Origin of the sequence: Bradyrhizobium sp. B117 (assembly GCF_038969555.1) — a bacterium.
In the GTDB taxonomy this organism is placed as follows: Bacteria; Pseudomonadota; Alphaproteobacteria; order Rhizobiales; family Xanthobacteraceae; genus Bradyrhizobium.
The window spans coordinates 7,240,209-7,255,117 of sequence record NZ_CP152414.1 but is presented as its reverse complement, the minus strand read 5'-3'; the positions used below and the strand labels follow the sequence as shown (position 1 = coordinate 7,255,117).

The 14,909-nt window shown below is 65.5% G+C and carries 15 protein-coding genes; 11 read left to right on the top strand and 4 right to left on the bottom strand.

All coding sequences use genetic code 11. The annotated features are described in order from the left end of the window. Positions 1–2 precede the first annotated feature (2 nt). Genes AAFG16_RS35085 through AAFG16_RS35075 form a run of 3 tightly spaced genes read left to right on the top strand, consistent with a single transcriptional unit; the run spans position 3 to position 4,089 of the window. Complete coding sequence (locus tag AAFG16_RS35085; protein WP_342732691.1) at positions 3–2,207, top strand: amylo-alpha-1,6-glucosidase; 2,205 nt, start codon at positions 3–5, stop codon at positions 2,205–2,207. 17 nt (positions 2,208–2,224) lie between these two features. Then, positions 2,225–2,761, top strand: coding sequence for a PRC-barrel domain-containing protein (locus AAFG16_RS35080; RefSeq protein WP_283081005.1), 537 nt, complete (start codon positions 2,225–2,227; stop codon positions 2,759–2,761). A 23-nt stretch (positions 2,762–2,784) separates the two neighbouring features. Then, entirely contained in the window at positions 2,785–4,089 is a 1,305-nt protein-coding gene (locus AAFG16_RS35075; RefSeq protein ID WP_342732688.1) for an MFS transporter, read from the top strand. 37 nt (positions 4,090–4,126) lie between these two features. Here the strand turns inward: AAFG16_RS35075 and AAFG16_RS35070 are convergent, their stop codons facing one another. The 4 genes from AAFG16_RS35070 to fixL all read right to left on the bottom strand — a co-directional run bounded on the left by AAFG16_RS35070 (position 4,127) and on the right by fixL (position 7,548). Beyond that, positions 4,127–4,825, bottom strand: coding sequence for a helix-turn-helix domain-containing protein (locus tag AAFG16_RS35070; RefSeq protein ID WP_283081003.1), 699 nt, complete (start codon positions 4,823–4,825; stop codon positions 4,127–4,129). Between the two features lie 103 nt (positions 4,826–4,928). Further along, positions 4,929–5,351 carry a response regulator gene (locus tag AAFG16_RS35065; protein WP_283081002.1) on the bottom strand — a complete coding sequence of 141 codons (423 nt, stop codon included), beginning with the start codon at positions 5,349–5,351 and terminating at the stop codon, positions 4,929–4,931. Positions 5,352–5,409: 58 nt separating this feature from the next. Then, a complete protein-coding gene (fixJ, locus tag AAFG16_RS35060) occupies positions 5,410–6,027 on the bottom strand; it encodes a response regulator FixJ (protein ID WP_283081001.1) in 618 nt (205 codons plus the stop codon). 3 nt (positions 6,028–6,030) lie between these two features. Continuing rightward, positions 6,031–7,548 (bottom strand): sensor protein FixL, encoded by a 1,518-nt coding sequence (gene fixL / locus AAFG16_RS35055; protein ID WP_342732686.1) that lies wholly within the window; start codon positions 7,546–7,548, stop codon positions 6,031–6,033. Positions 7,549–7,753: 205 nt separating this feature from the next. Between fixL and AAFG16_RS35050 the strand changes: the two genes are divergently transcribed. The 8 genes from AAFG16_RS35050 to AAFG16_RS35015 all read left to right on the top strand — a co-directional run bounded on the left by AAFG16_RS35050 (position 7,754) and on the right by AAFG16_RS35015 (position 14,904). Further along, positions 7,754–8,587: a universal stress protein gene (locus tag AAFG16_RS35050; RefSeq protein WP_283080999.1), complete on the top strand. Its 834-nt coding sequence runs from the start codon at positions 7,754–7,756 to the stop codon at positions 8,585–8,587. 25 nt (positions 8,588–8,612) lie between these two features. Further along, the gene (locus AAFG16_RS35045) at positions 8,613–9,038 is read left to right on the top strand and encodes a CBS domain-containing protein (protein ID WP_283080998.1); all 426 of its coding nucleotides are present in this window, start codon (positions 8,613–8,615) and stop codon (positions 9,036–9,038) included. Positions 9,039–9,371: 333 nt separating this feature from the next. Continuing rightward, on the top strand, positions 9,372–11,021 hold the full coding sequence (gene ccoN / locus AAFG16_RS35040; RefSeq protein ID WP_342732682.1) for a cytochrome-c oxidase, cbb3-type subunit I: 1,650 nt from the start codon (positions 9,372–9,374) through the stop codon (positions 11,019–11,021). Between the two features lie 10 nt (positions 11,022–11,031). Next, complete coding sequence (ccoO, locus tag AAFG16_RS35035; RefSeq protein WP_342732680.1) at positions 11,032–11,766, top strand: cytochrome-c oxidase, cbb3-type subunit II; 735 nt, start codon at positions 11,032–11,034, stop codon at positions 11,764–11,766. A 13-nt stretch (positions 11,767–11,779) separates the two neighbouring features. Next, positions 11,780–11,944, top strand: coding sequence for a cbb3-type cytochrome c oxidase subunit 3 (locus tag AAFG16_RS35030; RefSeq protein ID WP_283080995.1), 165 nt, complete (start codon positions 11,780–11,782; stop codon positions 11,942–11,944). A 6-nt stretch (positions 11,945–11,950) separates the two neighbouring features. Further along, entirely contained in the window at positions 11,951–12,826 is an 876-nt protein-coding gene (ccoP, locus tag AAFG16_RS35025; RefSeq protein WP_283080994.1) for a cytochrome-c oxidase, cbb3-type subunit III, read from the top strand. A gap of 110 nt (positions 12,827–12,936) precedes the next feature. Further along, on the top strand, positions 12,937–14,403 hold the full coding sequence (gene ccoG, locus AAFG16_RS35020) for a cytochrome c oxidase accessory protein CcoG (protein ID WP_342732677.1): 1,467 nt from the start codon (positions 12,937–12,939) through the stop codon (positions 14,401–14,403). A gap of 15 nt (positions 14,404–14,418) precedes the next feature. Next, positions 14,419–14,904, top strand: coding sequence for a FixH family protein (locus AAFG16_RS35015; protein WP_342732675.1), 486 nt, complete (start codon positions 14,419–14,421; stop codon positions 14,902–14,904). The last annotated feature ends 5 nt before the right edge of the window (positions 14,905–14,909 follow it).

Sequence of the window (14,909 nt, the reverse complement as noted above, 5' to 3'; positions counted from 1 at the left end):
TTATGGCAGCCGAAGTCGTCACCAAATTCGTCTCCGTGGCGCGGACCGTGGAGCAAGTCGCGGAGCAGCCCTTCTACATCCCGATGACGGGACCGTCGGCGCGGCCCCGTCGCTCGCTCAAGCACGACGACACCTTCATCGTGCTCGACAGTCACGGCGACATCGGCGCCTCGGCCGGCGGGCCGGACGGCCTGTTCCACCATGACACGCGCTACCTGGCGCGGCTGGAGCTCGTGCTCAACGACCTCCAGCCGCTGCTGCTCGGCTCCAACTTACGCGACGACAATTCGGCGCTGACGGTCGATCTCACCAATCCCGACATCTACCGCGAGGGCGCCCTCGTGCTGCAGAAGGACCTGCTGCACATCGTGCGCACGATCTTCCTGTGGCGCGGCTCGGCCTATCAGCGCATCGGCGTGCAGAATCACGGCGAGCGGCCGGCCAGCTTCGAGCTGATGCTGCTGTTCGACAACGATTTCGCCGACCTGTTCGAGGTCCGCGGCGAGCGGCGGCCGCGCCGCGGAACCGGCACGAGCAAGTTGCTCGGGCCGACCGACGTGCTATTCGACTATCACGGCCTCGACGATGCCGAGCGCACCACCGGCCTGCATTTCGACCCGCGGCCGACGCGGCTCTCCGTCAACGCCGCGGCCTGGCAGATCGACCTCGATCCGCACCAGGCCAAATCGCTGTTCGTCGCGGTGTCCTGCAACAGGCCGGCGTCGGAAAAGCCGGCGCGGTTCTTCCGGGGCTTGCTCGCCCATCGCCGCGAGATGCGGCACTCCACGATGGGTGCGGCCAGCATCGAAACCTCGAACAACATCTTCAACGAGGTGCTGTGCCAGGCCATGGCCGACCTCAACATGCTGATGACGGAGACGCCGCAGGGGCGTTATCCCTATGCCGGCATTCCCTGGTATTCGACGACCTTCGGCCGCGACGGGCTGATCACCGCGCTACAGATGCTGTGGGTCGATCCGCGCGTCGCCAAGGGCGTCCTCAGGCGGCTCGCCCATTTCCAGGCCAAGACGGTCGATCCGCTCGCCGATGCGGCGCCTGGAAAGATCCTGCACGAGATGCGCGGCGGCGAGATGGCGGCGCTGCGCGAGGTGCCGTTCTCGCAATATTACGGCAGCGTCGATTCGACCGCCTTGTTCATCCTACTCGCCGGAAGCTATTTCGAGCGCACCGGCGATGCCGCGACGCTAATCGAGCTGTGGCCGGCGATCGAGGCGGGGCTGGCCTGGATCGACGGTCCGGGTGATCCCGACCAGGACGGCTTCGTCGAATACCAGCGCGCGACGGAGAAGGGGCTAGCCAACCAGGGCTGGAAGGATTCCTACGACGCGATCTTCCATGCCGACGGCCAGCTCGCGGAAGGCAATATCGCGCTCGCCGAAGTCCAGGGCTACGTCTACGCGGCCAAGCAGCTCGCCGCGCGTTGCGCGCTGCGGCTCGGCAAGCCGGACCGGGTGCGCAAGCTCGAGACCGAAGCCAAGGCGCTGGCCGAGCGCTTCGAAAAGGCGTTCTGGTGCGAGGAGCTCGGCACCTACGCACTCGCGCTCGACGGCAAGAAGCGGCCGTGCAAGGTGCGCACCTCGAATGCCGGGCAGGTGCTGTTCAGCGGCATGATCCGCGAGGACCGCGCGCGCCTCGTCGCCGCCGATCTGATGCGGCCGCACTTCTTCTCCGGCTGGGGCATCCGCACCGTCGCGCAAGGCGAGGTGCGCTATAACCCGATGTCCTATCATGACGGCTCGGTCTGGCCGCACGACAACGCGCTGATCGCGCTCGGGCTCGCGCGCTACGGGCTCAAGCATTCGGTCGCACATGTCTTCAAGGGCCTGTTCGACGCCGCGACCTACATGGATTTGCGCCGGCTGCCGGAACTGTTCTGTGGCTTCCGGCGCGAGAAGCGGCGCGGCCCGACGCTCTATCCGGTCGCCTGCGCGCCGCAGGCCTGGGCCAGCGCGACGCCGTTCACGCTGCTCGAGGCGGCGCTCGGCATCGAGTTCGATGTGGCGCGCGGCGAGATCCGTTTGCGCAATCCGCATCTGCCGGCGTTCCTGAACGAGGTGATCCTGCGCGATCTGCGCCTCGGCGAGTCCAGCGTCGATTTGCGCGTCAGCCGCCACGGCGACGACGTGGCGCTGGAGGTGTTGCGCACGCGCGGCCAGATCCAGGTCTCGATCGTGCTGGCGCGCTAGGCGCGCGAGGAGGGTCCATGCGTGCTGTCCGATGGCTGGTCTTGAGCGTGGCGATCGTCGCCGGCCTGACGGTCGCAATGTCGCGTGCCGCGGAGGAGCCGCCTGCGGCGGCCCCAACCTCGCCGCCAAGTGAAGCGAATGCGCCGGCGACCGCACAGCCGCCGGCCTCGACCGTGCCGGTGACCCCGAAGGACGCCGCGCCGCCGCCCTCGGTGACCATCATCGGCGCGAGCGACGCCCATGGCGTGCTCGGTCGCGACGTGCGCAGCGCCGCCGACGAGGACATGGGCCGCATCGTCGACATCATCGTCGACCGCACCGGCCATGTGCGGGCTGCCGTGATCGATTTCGGCGGCTTCCTCGGCGTCGGCAGCCGCAAGATCGTGGTGGACTGGAATGCGCTTCGCTTCGGCAAGATCACCAACAAGAAGGACAGCATCACGCTGGAACTGACCAAGGCGCAGGTCGCCGCCGCGCCGGAGTACAAGGAAGACACGCCGATGGTCGTGCTCGGCGCGTCCGGCAGTCTTCAACCACTGCAAGCCATCCAGTGAGGCGCGGGGAGGGCTGACTGCCTGTGCTGTTGTCGAGGAAGCCGAACCATGCGGATCGCGGCGGCCACGTTGAACAGAACAACGCCGCCGCGCTGCGGCTTGCGCCCATTCCGACGCCATCGCGCCAGAGCCTGCGCGGCCTCGACTGGTTCATCTTCTTCCTCGCCGACGTGCAGACCGGGTTCGGTCCCTTCATCGCGGTTTACCTGACGACACAGAAATGGACCCAGGTCGAGATCGGCCTCGTGCTGTCGATCGGCGGCATCGTCGCGCTGATCGGGCAGATGCCGGGCGGCGCCATCATCGATGCCGCAAAATCCGAGCGGCTGGTCGCAGCCCTTGCGATCGTGACCATCGGCTTCTGCGCGCTCGCCTATGCCGCGATGCCGATCTTCCCCGTGGTGGTGACGGCGGCGACGCTGCATGCGGCGGCGAGCTGCGTGCTGGGGCCTGCGATCGCGGCGATCAGCCTCGGCCTCGTCGGCCCGCTCGCGATCGGCGAGCGGCTCGGCCGCAACGCACGCTTTGCCTCGCTCGGCAATGGCGTCGCGGCGGCCGTGATGGGCACCGCCGGCTATCTGCTGTCGAGCCGCTCGGTGTTCCTGGTCACTTTCCTGCTGGCGATCCCGACCCTGATCGCGCTGTCGCGGATCCGCGAGGAGGAAGTGGACATCGCGCGCTGCCACGGCGAGATGCCGCGCGAGGCGCCGGTCCCGGGCGACACCAATGTCTGGCATCTGATCCGGCAGCGGCCGCTCATCGTCTTCGCGCTCAGCGTGTTGCTGCTGCAATTGGCGAACGCCGCGATGATGCCGCTGATGGCGAGCGCGGTGACGGCGCGGTCGAGCCAGTGGGCGACGGTGCTGGTGGCTTTCTGCATCGTCGTGCCCCAGGCGATCGTGGCGCTGCTGTCGCCGACGGTCGGGCGCAAGGCGCAAGCGTGGGGCCGCCGCCCGCTGCTGCTGATCGGCTTCGGTGCGCTGACGATCCGGGGCCTGTTGTTCGCCACGGTGCGCGATCCGTATCTGCTGGTCGCGGTGCAAGTGTTCGACGGCATCACCGCGGCGGTGTTCGCGGTGATGATCCCGCTGATCGTCGCCGACGTCGCCTTCGGCAGCGGGCATTTCAACCTGGCGCAGGGCATCGTCGGCACCGCGACCGGCATCGGCGCGTCGCTCAGCACGGCGCTGGGCGGCTATGTCAGCGACAAGTTCGGCAATGCCACCGCGTTCATCGGGCTGTCCGGCATCGCGGCGACGGGGCTGTTGCTGATCCTGCTGGTGATGCCGGAAACCAGGCGCCTTGCGCCAAAAGAAAAGGCCGGCTGAACGACATCAAGCCGGCCAAGTCAGTGGGGAGGAAAAATCAGGCGTCGAGATTGTGCAGGCGCGCCCGGTTGCGCAGCACGATCTGGCGGGCGCCGGAGAAACCGAGGATGCCCTGGGCGTGGAGCTGGGACAGCGCGCGCGAGACGGTCTCCAGCGTCAGGCCGAGATAGTCGCCGATGTCGCGACGGCACATCGGCAGCGCCATCATGCCGGCGACCGCGAGGCGGCGGTCCATTTCGAGCAGGAAGGTCGCAACGCGCTCCATTGCGGTCTTGCGGCCGAGCAGCAGCATGTGATCTTCGGCGTGGCGCAGCTCGCTCGCTGTCATGGCCCAGAGCTTGCGCGCGACCTGCACGTCGGTGCCGGCGGCCTTCTCCAGGCTGGCGCGCTTCACGAGGCGAACATTGGTGTCGATGATGGCTTCCGCGGCGAGGCGATGGGTGGGGCCGGATTCAAGGCCGAACACGTCGCCGGGAAGATGGAAGGCGCCGATCTGGCGGCGGCCGTCGGAGAGGAGCTTGTAGCTGCGCACGGCGCCCGAAACGACCTGGTAGACATATTCGGCCGGCTCGTCTTCGCCGTAGATCTCTTCGTCCTTGCGATAGGAGAACTCGGTGGCGACCAGCCCGACATGGCCGGTGATCGCGCCGAACTGGTCGGTGACGGGATGGGCGGGGGCAATCTTGCCACGAAGTTGCGTGTTGATCGCGTGGGTGTCGAGCGTCTGGGTCAGCATCTGCGCCATCTCCGTTGTGATGGAGCATTGCTACGCGGGTTTGCGCAATCCGGAAATTTCGCGCGTTATCTTAAGGAGGTTTACCTACGTAGAATCCCGTAGGTCAATTCCGGCGCCTTTCCTGGATCGCACCACGGATGCGCTTGACCAGGTTTTCGTCCAAAAGAGGCTTCAGAATCACGTCCTTGACGCCTGCAGCCGCCGCGCGCGCCGAGATATTCCCGTCGGGATAGCCGGTGATGAGGATCACCGGGGTCTCGCCGTCGGACTGGCGGAGGCGGCCGGCGAGCTCGATGCCGTTGATGTCGGGCATCTTGTAGTCGATCACGTAGCAGTCGGCGCCGGGCTGGCTGGCGGCATTCAGCAGCGCCGTGGCGTTCCTGAAGGTCCGCACGTCGAAGCCGTCGGTTTCGAGCAGGAAACGCAGCGATCCCAGCACGGCGGCATCGTCGTCGACGACATAGACGACGGGCTTTGCCGAAGGCGCCATGGGAAGCCGCTGAGGGTGCGAGCCGATCTCGATCATCGCATCTGGCTAGCACAGACGGAGCGGCCCGGATTGACTTGGCTCAATCCGACTTGCGTCAATCCTTCAGCATGCCGGCGCGCATCGCCAGGCGGACCAGCTCCGACAAGCTGCCCGCCTGCATCTTGGTCATGACGTTGGCGCGGTAGACCTCGATGGTGCGCGGGCTGATGTCGTATTCCCTGGCAATCAGCTTGTTGGAGAGCCCGGCGATCAGGCCTTCCATGACCTGGCGCTCCCTGGGGCTGAGGGAAGCGACGCGAGCGGCGATGTCGTGTGCGATCGCTTCGGTCTTGGCCGCCGGCGCTGCCTGGCGGATCGCCGTCTCGATCATCGTGGTGAGGCGATCGTCCTCGAACGGCTTTTCCAGGAAGTCGACGGCCCCGAGCTTCATCGCCTCGACCGCGAGCGGCACGTCGCCATGGCCGGTCATGATCAGGACCGGGAACGGGCTGGCCTGCGCCTTCATCCGCTTGAGCAGCTCGATGCCGTCGAGCCCAGGCATGCGCACGTCGGAGACGACGCAGCCGAAGGCAAGGCCGGGCAGGGCGTCGAGGAAGCTCTGCGCGTCCTCGAACAGCGTGACGCCGAAGCCGGAGGAGTCAAGCAGGAAGCTCAGCGAGTCCCGCATCGCGGCGTCGTCGTCGATGACGTAGACATGTCCCTTGGTCGTCATTGCTCAGGTCTCGTCGGCTGCCGGCAGGGTGAAGCGGAATGTCGCGCCGCCCGATGCATTGCTCTCGGCCCACATGCGCCCGCCGTGAGCCTCGATGATCGAGCGGCTGATGGACAGTCCCACGCCCATGCCGGTGTCTTTGGTGGTGAAGAAGGTCTGGAACAGGTTTGGAATGACGTCGTCCTGGAAGCCGGAGCCGGTGTCGGAGACGTCCACTTCGATCATGTCGTCATTGGCGCGTTTGTTGGCGACGACGAGATCGCGCCGCTCGGATTGCGCCATCGCCTCCAGCGCGTTGCGGAACAGATTGACCAGCACCTGCTGGATCTGCACGCGGTCGGCGAGGACGAGATCGGCATCGGGATCGAGGCTGAAGCGGAGCTGCACGTTCTGCTCGCGCGCGCCGGCTAGCCCGAGCGCGCCGGCTTCCTCGATCAGCTTGGACAGGCTCTCGACCCGCTTCTCGGATTCGCCGCGGGAGACGAAGTCGCGCAGCCGCCGGATGATCTGGCCGGCGCGCAAGGCCTGCTCCGAGGCGCGGTCCAGCGCGCTCTCGATCTTCGGCGTGTTGGGATCCGCGCTGCCGGCGAGCAGCCGCCGCGATCCCTTCATGTAATTGCTGATCGCCGCCAGTGGTTGGTTGATCTCGTGCGCGAGCGCGGAGGCCATCTCGCCCATCGCGGTCAGCCGCGAGACGTGGACGAGCTCGGACTGCAACTCCTGCAGCCGCGCCTGGGTCTTCTGGTGCTCGGTGAGGTCGCGGACGAAGCCGGTGAAATAGGGCTCGCCGCCGGACTGCATCTCGCCGATCGACAGATGCATCGGGAACGTCGTGCCGTCGCGGCGCTTGCCGGTGACGATGCGGCCGATGCCGATGATGTGCGGATCATTGGTCGAGCGATAGCGCGCGATGTAGCTGTCGTGACGGGTGCGGTCCGGCTCCGGCATCAGGATGCTGACGTTCTGGCCGATCGCCTCCTGCTCCGACCAGCCGAACAGGCGTTCCGCGGCCGTGCTGAACAGCTGCATGATGCCGTGGCCGTCGATCACGATCATGGCATCGGGAATGGTATGCAGGATGGAGCGGAGGTGAGTCTCGCGCGTGCGCAAGGCTTCCTCGACCTGCTTCTCCTCGTCGATGTCGAGCAGGATGCCGCTGAGATGGCGGGCGACGCCGGCATCGTCCCGGATCAGGCCGGCGCGGGCCCTGAGCCATTTGCCGCGGTCGGCATTGCCGGAAATCTTGAAGGAGACGTCGAAGCCGCCGCCATGCTCGGTGACCTGCCTGATCGCGTCCTCGACGCGGGCGCGGTCCTCGGGCTCGAGGCGGGAGAGGAAAAGCTCGTAGCTGGCCTGCTCGCCGCGCTCGATACCCAGCAGCATCCGCGCGGTTTCGGACCACTCCAGCTCCCGCGTCGTGAGGTCGAGATCCCAGGTGCCGACTCCGAACCCCTCGATTCGGACCCGGAAATGCTCGCCGCGACTGTCGTCTGGCGGGTGCGTTACACGGGTCGGCGACAATCGATGGCTCCCATTCTGGTGCGGCCGGCGATGCCGCGAACATGGCCGCAATTTCGCCCATGAGCGGGCGAGAGGCAAGTTCGGATGTCTGATTCCATTGGCGGATTTGCCGCAAGCCGGCCCGGGCGGTTTGATCTACCTCATCATGCGGCGCGCCGGCGCGGCTAGATTCCGCGCCAGTTCTTTGGCTGTGCGGAGACCCCCCATGACATACGCGACCGTGATGGTCAGCTTGGCGCTCGATCAGTCCAATGAGGCGCGTCTTCAGGTCGCGGGCGAGCTCGCCGAGCGATTCGAGGCCGCCATCATCGGCGTCGCCGCGGCGCGGTTCGCGCCGCCGCTCTATTTCGCCGACGGCGTTGAAGCCCAGAACCTGATCGATCAGGAGGAAGCCTCCATCAAGAAGCGCCTTGCCGATCTGGAAGCCCAGTTCCGCAGCGCCACGAAAGCGCGCGGCGGCCGGGCGGAATGGCGCAGCGCCATGGATTTTCCGGCCCGCTTCGTGCTGGCGCAGGCGCGCTGCGCCGACATCATCGTCAGCGGCGGGTACGGCCCGGCCTTCCCCGACGCGTTCGCGCTGGCGAGCCCCAAGGATCTGGTGATGCAGGCGGGCCGCCCGCTTCTCGTCGTCCCCGACAAGGTCAACTGGCTCGACTTGCGCAGCGTGCTGGTGGCCTGGAAGGACACGCCGGAGTCTCGCCGTGCAGTGGCCAACGCGCTGCCGATGCTGCACAAGGCGAGGGACGTCACCATTGTCGAGATTCCGGAGCAGGACGACGACCGGGAGATGGTGATGGCCGGCGTCACCGACGTCGCCGCCTGGCTCGCCCGTCACGGCATCACCGCGAGCGCGCGCATCTCGGAGGCCGCAGATAGCGAAACCGCCGCCGCGCAACTGGAGCAGGTCGCAGGCGACGTCGGCGCCGGCCTCATCGTTGCGGGCGCCTATGGTCATTCGCGCTTTCGCGAGCTGATCCTCGGCGGCGTTACGGAGCACCTGGTCACGCAGTCGGTGCGCTGCGTGCTGCTGTCGCACTGACTGAACCATTCGAGGAGGACGCGCCGTGTACAAGTTTCTCGAGGAGACCGTCGATCGCTACATGACGCGCAAGGTCAGGACAGTGCGGCGCGACCAGGACCTGCTCGCGCTCAGCGAGATGTTCGAGACCGACGACTTCAACTCCTATCCGGTCGAGGACGACGGGCAGGTGGTCGGCATCGTCACCAAGTTCGACATCCTGAAATGCTTTGCGTTCACCCCAAACCAGATGCTGCCGCGCTATCACGACCTGATGAGCCGCAGCATCGGCGACGTCATGACGCCGGAGTTCATCTATGTCAGCCCCGACACGCGGCTGACGCGCGTGCTCCAGATCATGGTCGAGCATCGCATCAGGAGCATCATCGTGCTCGACGGTGCGCAGAAGCTCGCCGGAATCATCGCCCGCGAGGACGTCATTGCGGCGCTGAAGGCGACGGCGATGGAGTGATTCCCCTCCCTCGGGGAATGTCGTAGGGTGGGCAAAGCGAAGCGTGCCCACCATTTCTGTCGCGTGTTCGAGACAAATCGTGGGCACGGCGCAAGTGCGCCTTTGCTCACCCTACGGTTCTGTTCTCTCGGAGCCGACCCTTCGCCCAAGTGAGTCTGCCGCGCGGTCCTCGCAGCCTCGGCGCCTCAACTGGCGGCTCCGCAGAAATACGGGAGCTCCCCCAAAAATGTTCGCCCCCGAGGCAGAACCAAACCGCATATCTTGATTTCAATCAATTCCCCGCGAGGGTGAATGTGGTTTCTGGCTCCGTGTTCTTTCGAAAGAGAATCCGCGATGAGCCAGCCCTCCATCTCCAAATCCATGACATCAGGTGAAAGCGGACTGGCTGCCGTGTTCGCAGTCACCGCCTTCCTTTGCGTGATCGCCTCGGCCAAGGCGCTCGATTCGCCCTTCGCCTTCCATGCCGGTCTCAGCGCGATCGCGAGCCTGGCTGTGGTGTTCGGCATCATCAATCGCTACTTCGATCGCCCGGCGGAGTTGCCGCCGGCCGAGACCAACGGCCGCCCCAACTACAACATGGGCCCGATCAAGTTCACCGCCGTCATGGCGATGTTCTGGGGCATCGCCGGCTTCCTGGTCGGCCTCATCATCGCCTCGCAGTTGGCCTGGCCGGCGCTGAATTTCGACCTGCCCTGGACCAGCTTCGGCCGCCTGCGGCCGCTGCATACCTCCGCAGTAATCTTCGCCTTCGGCGGCAACGTGCTGATAGGCACGTCCTTCTACGTCGTGCAGAAGTCCTGCCGCGTGCGCCTTGCCGGCGATCTCGCGCCCTGGTTCGTTGTGCTCGGCTACAATTATTTCATCCTGGTCGCCGGCACCGGCTATCTGCTCGGCGTCACCCAGTCGAAGGAATATGCCGAGCCGGAATGGTACGCCGATCTCTGGCTGACCATCGTCTGGGTGGTCTATCTGCTGGTGTTCCTTGTCACCATCATGAAGCGCAAGGAGCCGCACATCTTCGTCGCGAACTGGTTCTATCTCGCCTTCATCGTGACGATCGCCGTGCTGCATCTCGGCAACAATCCGGCGCTTCCGGTCTCTGTGTTCGGCTCGAAGTCGTACGTCGCCTGGGGCGGCATCCAGGATGCCATGTTCCAGTGGTGGTACGGCCACAACGCGGTCGGCTTCTTCCTGACCGCCGGCTTCCTCGCCATCATGTATTACTTCATTCCCAAGCGCGCCGAGCGGCCGATCTATTCCTACCGGCTCTCGATCATCCACTTCTGGGCACTGATCTTCCTCTACATCTGGGCCGGTCCCCACCATCTGCACTACACGGCGCTGCCCGACTGGACGCAGACGCTCGGCATGACTTTCTCGATCATGCTGTGGATGCCCTCCTGGGGCGGCATGATCAACGGCCTGATGACGCTGTCGGGCGCCTGGGACAAGCTGCGCACCGACCCAGTGCTGCGCATGCTGGTCGTGTCCGTCGCCTTCTACGGCATGTCGACCTTCGAAGGCCCGATGATGTCGATCAAGGTGGTGAACTCGCTCAGCCACTACACCGACTGGACCATCGGTCACGTGCATTCCGGCGCGCTCGGCTGGGTCGGCTTCGTCTCCTTCGGCGCGCTGTATTGCCTGGTTCCGTGGGCCTGGAATCGCAAGGGCCTCTACAGCCTCAAGCTCGTCAACTGGCACTTCTGGATCGCCACCCTCGGCATCGTTCTCTACATCTCGGCGATGTGGGTGTCCGGCATCCTCCAGGGCCTGATGTGGCGCGCCTACACCTCGCTCGGCTTCCTCGAATATTCCTTCATCGAGACCGTCGAGGCGATGCATCCCTTCTACATCATCCGCGCCGCCGGCGGTGGGCTGTTTCTGATCGGCGCGCTGATCATGGCCTACAATCTCTGGATGACCGTTCGCGTCGGCGAACAGGAAGTCCAGATGCCCGTCGCGCTCCAGCCGGCGCAATGAGGAGCTTTCCATGTCGTTCTGGACACGCCACCAAATCTTCGAAAAGAACTCGATCGTCCTGATCGTCGGCATCCTCGTGGTGATCGCGATCGGCGGCCTCGTCGAGATCACCCCGCTGTTCTACCTCAAGAGCACGATCGAGGCGGTCGACGGCGTCAGGCCGTACACGCCGCTGGAACTCGCGGGCCGCAACGTCTACGTGCGCGAGGGCTGCTATCTCTGCCATTCGCAGATGATCCGCCCCTTGCGCGATGAGGTCGAGCGCTACGGCCACTTCTCGCTCGCCGCCGAGAGCATGTACGACCACCCGTTCCAGTGGGGCTCGAAGCGCACCGGCCCCGACCTTGCCCGCGTCGGCGCAAAATATTCCGACGACTGGCACGTCACCCATCTGACCAACCCGCGCGCGATCGTGCCGCAGTCGGTGATGCCGGGCTATCCGTTCCTCAGTCAGACCGAGGTCGACCCTGATACGATCGCCGACCACATGAAGACGCTCAAGGCCGTCGGCACGCCCTACACCGATGAGCAGATCGCGAACGCAGGCGCCGACCTGAAGGCCCAGGCCGATCCTGACAATGCCGGCACCGACGCCTTCACCAAGCGCTACGCCAAGGCCGCCGTGCGCAATTTCGACGGCAAGGCGGGCACGCCGACCGAGATGGACGCGCTGATCGCTTACTTGCAGATGCTCGGCACGCTGGTCGACTTCAAGCTCTACAACGAGAAAGCCAATCTTCGCTGAGAAGGCATCACCGATGAAAGCCATCCTGACACTCGACAATCTCGCCTCCAGCCTCGTCACCACGATCTGGACGCCGGTGTTCGTCGCGATCTTTCTCGCGATCATCGCCTACGCATTCTGGCCCCGCAACAAGGCCGCGTTCGACGAAGCGGCACGCCTGCCGTTGCGGGAGGAGTAAGAAATCATGACCGATCATCATGGCGACATCGATTCCGTCACCGGCAAGTCCACGACCGGACATGAGTGGGACGGCATCAAGGAGCTCAACACGCCGCTGCCGCGCTGGTGGGTGATCTCCTTCTACCTCACCATCATCTGGTCGATCGGCTACTGGATCGTCTATCCGGCCTGGCCGCTGATCTCCAGTAACACCACCGGGCTGCTCGGCTACTCGACCCGCGCGAGCCTCGCGGTGGAGCTCGCCAATCTCGAGACGCTGCGCGGCGAGAAGATGGCGGCACTGGCGGCGGCGCCGCTCGCCGACATCGAGAAAAATCCGGCATTGCTCGCACTCGCGCGCGCCAAGGGCAGGACCGTGTTCGGCGACAATTGCGCGCCGTGTCACGGCTCAGGCGGCGCCGGCGCCAAGGGCTTTCCGAACCTGAACGACGACGACTGGCTGTGGGGCGGCACGCTCGAGCAGATCATGCAGACCATCCAGTTCGGCGCGCGCTCCGGCCATGCCAAGACGCATGAGGGCCAGATGCTCGCCTTCGGCAAGGACGGCGTGCTCAAGCCGGACGAGATCGTCACGGTCGCCAATTACGTGCGGTCGCTGTCGGGCCTGTCGACCCGCAAGGGTTTCGACGCCGCCAAGGGCGAGAAGATCTTTGCCGAGAATTGCGTCGCCTGCCATGGCGACGGCGGCAAGGGCAATCCGGAGATGGGCGCGCCGAACCTGACCGACAAGATCTGGCTCTACGGCTCGGACGAGGCGACCCTGATCGAGACCATCAGCCAGGGGCGCGCCGGCGTCATGCCGGCCTGGGAAGGCCGGCTCGACCCCGCCACCCTCAAGGCGATGGCGGTCTACGTCCACTCGCTGGGCGGCGGCAAGTAGCCAAAGGAGAACAGGCGGGGGTGGACAAAATGCCCCCGCTTGAGCTGGATCAATCGGCGCTGCGACGCCGGGTCTAGGTTTAATCGCACCTTTTCGAGACAAACTTCGCGATGAACAAGACCGTGAACCCGAACGAGCTCACATCGGACGACGACTACGGGCCGCTCTACGCAGCCCGCAAGAAGGTCTATCCCCAGAGCGTCCACGGCACCTTCCGCCGGATCAAGTGGGGCCTGATGGCATTCTGCCTCGGCGTCTACTACTTCCTGCCGTTCGTGCGCTGGAATCGCGGTCTCGGCGCGCCCAGCCAGGCGGTGCTGATCGACCTGCCCAACAGCCGCTTCTACTTCTTCTTCATCGAGCTGTGGCCGCAGGAGGTCTATTACTTCACCGGCCTTCTGATCGTCGCCGCGGTGGCGCTGTTCCTGATGAACTCCGTCGGCGGCCGCATCTGGTGCGGCTATCTCTGCCCGCAGACGGTGTGGACCGACCTGTTCTACGCGGTCGAGCGCCTCGTCGAGGGTGACCGGCGCGAGCGGATGAAGAAGGACAAGTCGTCCGATCCGATGAAGCTCGAGCGCATCTCCGAGATCGTGCTCAAGCATTCGATCTGGCTGCTGATCGCCTGGTGGACCGGCGGCGCCTGGGTGCTCTATTTCAACGACGCGCCGACGCTGGTGAAGGAGCTCGTCACCTTCCAGGCGCCGATGATCGCCTATATCTGGATCGCCATCCTGACCGCGACGACCTACGTGCTCGCCGGCTTCATGCGCGAGCAGGTCTGCACCTATATGTGCCCATGGCCGCGCATCCAGGCCGCGCTGACCGACGAATGGGCGCTCAACGTCACCTACCGCTACGACCGTGGCGAGAAGCGCACCTCGGTGAAGAAGGCGGCCGAGCTGCGCGCGCTCGGCGAGCATGTCGGCGACTGCGTCGACTGCTATCAATGCGTCGCGGTCTGTCCGACCGGGATCGACATCCGCAACGGGCCGCAGCTCGAATGCATCCAGTGCGGGCTCTGCATCGACGCCTGCGACAACGTGATGACCAAGATCGGCCGGCCGAAGCGGCTGATCGGCTACGACAACGACATCAACATCCAGCGCCGCCAGGAAGGCAAGGCGCCGGTCTATCGCATCGTCCGGCCGCGGACCATCGTCTACAGCGCGATCATCGCGGCGGTCGGCGGCATCATGATCTACACGCTTGCGACCCGCAGCCTGCTCGACGTCAACGTGTTGCACGACCGTAATCCGGTCGCGGTCAGGCTCAGCGACGGCTCGATCCGCAACGCCTACACGGTGCGTCTGCTCAACAAGAGCGGCTACGACCGCGTCGTCGCGATCGACGCGGACGGCCCGGCCAATCTGACCACGCATGTCGTCGGCATCGATTCGGTGACGCCTGATCGGCCGATGATCGTGATTCCGCGCGACTCCACCAGCGAGCTGCGCCTGCTGATCACCGCGCCGGCGGAGAGCAATCCGGAGAAGTCGATCCCGGTGCGCTTCCACGTCACCGACATCGGCCTCGGCGAGGTCGCGACCACCACCGACAACTTTGTCGCGCCGTAAGACGAGGAGACTGCCATGGCAACCAAGCCGCTGACCGGAACGAAGGTGTTCCTGATGCTGGTCGCCTTCTTCGGGCTCGTGATCGGCGTCAACGTCACCATGATGAAGCTCGCGATCGCGACGCTGCCCGGCACCGACGTCGACAGTCCCTACGCCGCGGGCCTCAACTATGACCGCGAGATATCGGCAGCTCACGACCAAGCCGCGCGAAATTGGCAGGTCAGCGCCCATATCGAGCGCCGCGCCGATGGCGGTGCCACGCTTCAGGTCGACGCGCGTGACGCCAAGGGCCAGCCGGTGAGCGGGCTGAAGTTCGGCGGCCGCCTGGAGCGGCCGACCGACAAGCGCGCCGACCTCGCCGTCGCGCTTACTGAGGCCGGCATCGGCACCTATCGCGGCAATGCCGCTGCCGTCGCGCCCGGCCAGTGGGATCTCGTGATCGAAGGGGAAGCGCGCGGCACGCGCGTGTTCATGTCGCGCAACCGCGTGATCCTGAATTGAGGGAC